Origin of the sequence: Mesorhizobium sp. M5C.F.Ca.IN.020.32.2.1 (genome assembly GCF_004023105.1) — a bacterium.
GTDB classification, from domain to species: domain Bacteria; phylum Pseudomonadota; class Alphaproteobacteria; order Rhizobiales; family Rhizobiaceae; genus Mesorhizobium; species Mesorhizobium wenxiniae.
In genome coordinates, this window is the sequence record NZ_RZSX01001239.1 from 1 (window position 1) to 1,374 (window position 1,374).

1 protein-coding gene and 1 pseudogene are annotated in these 1,374 nt (G+C 62.2%); both read left to right on the forward strand.

Going from position 1 to position 1,374, the window contains the following annotated elements; genetic code table 11:
- Nucleotides 1–922, forward strand: a 922-nt coding sequence (locus tag EOA86_RS34765) for an MFS transporter (RefSeq protein ID WP_164892329.1), incomplete at its 5' end; no start/stop codon positions are given.
- A 276-nt stretch (nucleotides 923–1,198) separates the two neighbouring features.
- Nucleotides 1,199–1,374, forward strand: a pseudogene (locus EOA86_RS34770) (ABC transporter substrate-binding protein); the annotation flags it as partial.

Below are 1,374 nucleotides of genomic sequence, written 5' to 3' on the forward strand. Positions count from 1 at the left end.
GGCGCTGTTTCAAGCCAGCTTTTGGCTCTTCGCCTTCGGCCTGCTGGTGATCGGCATCGGCGGTGCCTTCGTCCAGCAATTCCGCTTCGCCGCCGCCGACAACGCGCCTTCTGAATTCAAGGCGCGCGCCATTTCCTTCGTGCTGGCCGGTGGCATCGTCACCGCCATCCTTGGGCCGCAGATCGTCATCTTCACCCGCGAATTGTTTGCGCCGGTGATGTTTGCCGGCTCGTTCGCGTCGATCCTGGGGCTGGCAGCTGTCGGCGCCGCCATCCTGTCGTTCCTGCGCATCCCGGCCAAGGCAGCCGGCAAGGTGGAAATCGCCGACAGCGATGCGCGGCCGCTCTCCGAGATCGTCACAAGGCCGCGTTTCGTGGCGGCGCTGTTTTGTGCCGTCGGCAGCTACGCGCTGATGAGCTTCGTCATGACCGGCGCACCGCTCGCCCTGGTCGGCTGCGGCCTGTCGACGGACGACGCCACGCTCGGCATTTCCTGGCATGTGATGGCGATGTTCGCGCCGAGCTTCTTCACCGGCTCGCTGATCTATCGCTTCGGCGCCGAACGGATCGTCGCAACCGGACTTGTGTTGCTCGTCGGCTGCGCAGTGGTGGCGCTGTCGGGCTTGGCACTGTGGCAGTTCTGGACGGCGCTGATCCTGCTCGGCCTCGGCTGGAATTTCGGCTTTATCGGCGCCACTGCCATGGTCGCCGACAGCTACCGGCCATCCGAAAAGGGCAAGGTCCAGGGTTTTCACGACTTCGTCCTGTTCGGCTCCGTCGCTTTCGCATCGCTGATGTCGGGCACCGTCTACAACGCCTGGGGCTGGGAGATGCTGAACTGGGTCATCTTCCCGGTGACGGTGCTGTGCTTCGTGGCACTGGGTGTGTTGAAGATGACAAGCGCGCGGCCGACCAGCACATGACCCCGAACCGAAAGTTCGCTTCGGCGAAATCGGAATCGATTTCGCTGGGGATCATGCGCAAAATCAAAAGTGCTACAGCGTCCTTTGCGCGTCCAAGCAGACGCGCGACGTTGTAGTGACATGACGATGTCGGGACGAGGCAGCCGCGAGCTCACCCGCTTCCGAACAATTATTGCGCCCATGCCCCTTCTTATGAAACCGTGTACCCCGACGGAGCATTGAAGCCATGCTCATATGCGGCAGCCGTAGTCCGGTTCTCAGCAAGGGATTTGTGAAATGTTTTCAGTCAAGGTTTTGGCCGGCGCGGCTCTGGCGCTCGGCATCACCGCAGCCTCGGCGAGCGCTCAGGTGGTCGTGTCGTCGAAAATCGACACTGAGGGCGGTGTGCTCGGCAACATCATCCAACTCGTGCTGAACGCCAACGGCATCCAGACCACCGACCGTATCCAGCT